The following is a 3,999-nucleotide window of genomic DNA, read 5'->3' as shown; positions in this document are numbered from 1 at the left end:
CAGGTAACTGGGTATACGAGACCGCAGAAACCAAAACTGTTCTTTCAGTGTAGCCTCTCTCAGGCCCATACTTCAAGACCTCTTAATTTGTCTCTCGTATACCTCCAGTTACTAATGGCTGCTGCCAGTAGCGATTTTTCGTGTCTTTCCGGGTTGGACTCAAGACGATAGTTACCGGATAAGGCGCAGCAGTCGGACTGAACGGGGGGTTCGTGCATACAGTCAATCCTGGAGCGAACTGCCTTCGCGGAACTGAGTGTCAGGCGTGGAATGAGAAACCGCGGCCATAACAGCGGAATGACACCGGTAAACCGAAAGGCAGGAATGCGGGGGAGCACGAGGGAGCCATCAGGGGGAAACGCCTGGTATCTTTAAGCCGCATCGGGTTTCGCCACCACTGATTTGAGCGTCAGATTCTGTGATGCTTGTCAGGGGGGCGGAGCCTATGGAAAACCGGCAGCGGCGCATCCTTTCTTCCCCTCCTGCATTCACGTATTTCCCCGCCACGTCTTTATCCGTGAGTCCGTACCGCTCGCCGCAGCCGAACGACCGAGCGTAGCGAGTCAGTGAGCGAGGAAGCGGAATATCCACCGGGACAGGCATCAGCCTCTTACGCACCTGAGCCTCATCTCACAGTTTTCATGACTGACTATTTCATCCCGATTCCCGTCGTGCCACCATAGTAAGCCAGTATACACTCCGCTAGCGCTACGTGACTGGTTCAGGGCTGCGCCCCGAAACCCGCTAAATGCCACTGACGCGCCTGCGGCTTGCCCAACACCGCGCCGACCGGGAAAAGATTTCCCGCCCGTCCCGGCGTTATCAGGAGGCCGGATTGGCAGACAAACGCAGCAAAATGCTCACGATGTGGGTAACAGAAGATGAGCACCGCCGTCTGCTGGAACGCTGCGACGGTAAACAGCTCGCGGCCTGGATGCGGCAGACGTGCCTGGACGAGAAGCCCGCCCGGGCCGGCAAACTTCCCTCGATCTCGCCGGCGCTGCTTCGTCAGCTTGCCGGCATGGGGAACAACCTCAACCAGATTGCCCGCCAGGTTAACGCCGGTGGCAGTAGCGGTCTCGACCGCGTGCAGGTCGTCGCCGCGCTGATGGCCATCGATGCCGGACTCGAGCGGCTGCGGCATGCCGTACTGGAAAAGGGGGCTGACGATGATCGTTAAGTTTCATCCCCGGGGACGCGGAGGCGGTGCCGGCCCGGTTGATTATCTGCTGGGGAAAGACCGCCAGCGCGACGGTGCCAGCGTTCTTCAGGGGAAGCCGGAGGAAGTCCGGGAGCTTATCGACGCCTCGCCCTACGCCAAAAAGTACACCTCCGGGGTGCTGTCCTTTGCCGAACAGGACTTACCGCCCGGGCAGCGTGAAACGCTGATGGCGAGCTTCGAGCGGGTTCTGATGCCCGGACTCGATAAAGACCAGTACAGCGTGCTGTGGGTTGAGCACCGGGACAAGGGGCGGCTGGAGCTGAACTTCCTGATCCCGAACACGGAGCTGCTGACCGGCAAACGGCTCCAGCCATACTATGACCGCGCCGACCGTCCTCGCATTGATGCCTGGCAGACCATCGTGAACGGCAGTCTGGGGCTGCACGACCCGAACGCGCCGGAAAACCGGCGGGCACTGGTCACGCCGTCCGCGCTGCCGGAAACGAAGCAGGAAGCCGCTCAGGCGATTACGCGGGGTTTACTGGCCTTAGCCTCGTCCGGGGAGCTGAAAACGCGTCAGGACGTCACTGAGGCGCTGGAAAGCGCAGGTTTTGAGGTGGTTCGCACCACAAAAAGCAGCATCAGCATTGCCGACCCGGACGGGGGGCGAAACATCCGACTGAAGGGAGCCATCTATGAACAGTCTTTTAACGCTGGCGAAGGACTTAGAGCAGAAATCGAAAGTGCAGCAGCAGACTACCGGCGAGATGCTGAAAGCCGCATTCAGCGAGCACGAGAAGTCTGTCAGAGCGGAACTGAACGAAAGCGAGAAGAGAATCAGCGCCGCCATCCACGACCACGACCGGATGCTGTCCTCAGCCATGAGCCAGCGTACGAAAGGGATGCTGCGCATGGTCAGCCAGACGTGGCTGACCATCGTCCTGGTCTCCGTGCTGCTGATAGCCTCAAGTGCGGGCATTCTATGGTGGCAGGGGCAGCAGATACTCGACAATTACACGACCATCCGGGAGCAGAAGAGCACGCAGGCCATGCTGTCCGAGAGGAACAGCGGCGTGCAGCTCACGACCTGCGGAGAGGAACGACGCCGCTGCGTGAGGGTGAACCCGGACGCGGGACGGTTCGGAGAGGATTCGAGCTGGATGATACTGGCGGGGAAATAGCACATGACGGAACTGGAAAAACAGTTGCTGAGCGCATTAGAGCAGCTACAGCAGGACTACTCGAAAAGGCTGGACGAGTGGGAGAGCGCCTTCGCGGAATGGCGGACGATGTGTGGTCTTATGCAACGGGAGAACGCAGCGCTGAGCGAGCGCGTCACGGACTTGAGCACGCAGGTGCTGAGTTTAAGCGAGCAGCTGCGCCGGTTGTCGTAAGGCTGAACGACATCGAGGCACACCGGGAGCAGGAGCGCGCAGCGCAGCACCAGAAAGCGCTGGAGCTGGAACGATCGCAGCGTCAGCAGGAGTATGACGGTCCGTCGCTGTGATAACCGGATAAAACGGGGCTTTCATTGAGGATCTGCGCCGAAACCCGGTGCCATTCACCCGGCTGCATGGCTATGCAGTCGGGTGAGATTTATCAGGCGCAGAATGCACGGTTTGCGGGGTGGTTTACTGTCGGTTTTGCAGGACTGACGCCGCATTCGCGCTGAACCCGTCCGGAGAGGTGCGGGCAAGGGATGTTATGGTAAAAGCATGATGCCTGGCGGGTACGGAAAAATTGTGGCGACCGAGCCTGCAGACGCAAAAATCCGGCCCATACTTATTCGTCTCCTTCATCAGGAATGCAGTACTATCCAGCCACTGCAGGTATTTGGCCCCCAGCGGGGGCTTTTTTTGCCTGTTGTTGGGGCAGATAAAGAAAAGGGCCGCATTAGCGGCCCTTTTCGGAGAGAGCGATGCCTCAATGCGGAATTTCAGAGACTTCTTTAACGTCGGCTTTATTGATCTGCTGTTTGACACCATTTGCGTCTTTATAGCCCAGCAGGCCTGAGTCTGATTCTGTAGGCTTGCCGTCGCTGACAATTGTACGCCCGTCGTTGGTGTGGATGGCATAGCTTGTGCGCGTGCAGCCGGTTAGGGCTGAAAGCGCAACTGCCGCTGCGAACACTGAAACAAAAATCTTTTTCAAAGCCAGCTCCTTTTATCCGTATCAGTTGTCTAGTTCACTCATGTTGGTAATTTTGTCACGGTTGATCTGTTCGGTTCGGCCTGTATGGGCATCTTTGTAGGATACTAATCCCGTATCACTGTCAACTTTGGGTTTGCCGTCTGTAACGATAGTGCGATCATCTGTGGTTTTTATTTCTTGGTTTGAAGAACATTCACTAACCATCTAAGTATAGGTCGTTTTTTCATGCGAAAAGAGGATTGAATGGACAAGAATTTCGATTATTGCTGACAGAGCATGGAGAAAAAGAGGCTGTTTTACTGTTCGGAAAGAAATCTTTTGTTGCCGTGCCAGATACGCAGAACCTTTATGGTGGGTGTTATTACCTTTATTTAGAGGATGCTCACAAGAACGAGCTTTTAATTGAGTTAAACGAAAGTGATTTATACCCCGGTGGCGCAATAGAACTTCAACACAACGGCGGTCGGAAGATTCATTGCGAGATACTAAAAGTAAGGTGGAGTCGTTAACTCAAGTAATGTTTCCTAAGTATGTTGATAGGCAAACATAGTGGTAGTTAGTCTCTCTGAGTAAATGATCTTCTTGTGATCCTGTCGTTACAGTCGTAATCTCTTGCTCTGAAAACGAAAAAACCACCTGGGGAGGTGGTTTGATCGAAGGTTAAGTCAGTTGGGGAACTGCTTAAC

The 3,999-nt window shown here is 55.7% G+C and carries 6 protein-coding genes; 3 read left to right on the top strand and 3 right to left on the bottom strand.

Going from position 1 to position 3,999, the window contains the following annotated elements; translation table 11 throughout:
- Window positions 1–59 precede the first annotated feature (59 nt).
- Window positions 60–218: a hypothetical protein gene (locus O1721_RS25865; protein ID WP_032670878.1), complete on the bottom strand. Its 159-nt coding sequence runs from the start codon at window positions 216–218 to the stop codon at window positions 60–62.
- A gap of 638 nt (window positions 219–856) precedes the next feature.
- On the opposite strand from O1721_RS25865, the gene O1721_RS25860 reads away from it, so the two are divergent.
- Both O1721_RS25860 and mbeA read left to right on the top strand, forming a co-directional pair.
- Entirely contained in the window at window positions 857–1,180 is a 324-nt protein-coding gene (locus O1721_RS25860) for a MobC family plasmid mobilization relaxosome protein (protein WP_001555769.1), read from the top strand.
- Entirely contained in the window at window positions 1,170–2,669 is a 1,500-nt protein-coding gene (mbeA, locus tag O1721_RS25855; RefSeq protein ID WP_024145502.1) for a plasmid mobilization relaxase MbeA, read from the top strand. The genes O1721_RS25860 and mbeA overlap by 11 nt, the downstream gene beginning before the upstream one ends.
- Before the next feature lie 416 nt (window positions 2,670–3,085).
- Here the strand turns inward: mbeA and O1721_RS25850 are convergent, their stop codons facing one another.
- Both O1721_RS25850 and O1721_RS25845 read right to left on the bottom strand, forming a co-directional pair.
- Window positions 3,086–3,313 carry a YgdI/YgdR family lipoprotein gene (locus O1721_RS25850; RefSeq protein ID WP_000719360.1) on the bottom strand — a complete coding sequence of 76 codons (228 nt, stop codon included), beginning with the start codon at window positions 3,311–3,313 and terminating at the stop codon, window positions 3,086–3,088.
- A gap of 21 nt (window positions 3,314–3,334) precedes the next feature.
- Window positions 3,335–3,517, bottom strand: coding sequence for a YgdI/YgdR family lipoprotein (locus tag O1721_RS25845; protein WP_479954021.1), 183 nt, complete (start codon window positions 3,515–3,517; stop codon window positions 3,335–3,337).
- Window positions 3,518–3,552: 35 nt separating this feature from the next.
- Between O1721_RS25845 and O1721_RS25840 the strand changes: the two genes are divergently transcribed.
- Window positions 3,553–3,822: a hypothetical protein gene (locus tag O1721_RS25840; protein ID WP_079839079.1), complete on the top strand. Its 270-nt coding sequence runs from the start codon at window positions 3,553–3,555 to the stop codon at window positions 3,820–3,822.
- The last annotated feature ends 177 nt before the right edge of the window (window positions 3,823–3,999 follow it).

Source organism: Enterobacter cloacae complex sp. HYC033_NIDB, from assembly GCF_056673335.1.
Note: the sequence above shows the minus strand (reverse complement) of the source record. Positions and strands in the feature narration are given on the sequence as shown.

Excerpts from the sequence above, each read along its gene's own strand:
- O1721_RS25865 (WP_032670878.1), bottom strand. The coding sequence starts at position 218 with ATGCACGAACCCCCCGTTCAGTCCGACTGCTGCGCCTTATCCGGTAAC.
- O1721_RS25860 (WP_001555769.1), top strand. The coding sequence starts at position 857 with ATGCTCACGATGTGGGTAACAGAAGATGAGCACCGCCGTCTGCTGGAA.
- mbeA (WP_024145502.1), top strand. The coding sequence starts at position 1,170 with ATGATCGTTAAGTTTCATCCCCGGGGACGCGGAGGCGGTGCCGGCCCG.
- O1721_RS25845 (WP_479954021.1), bottom strand. The coding sequence starts at position 3,517 with ATGGTTAGTGAATGTTCTTCAAACCAAGAAATAAAAACCACAGATGAT.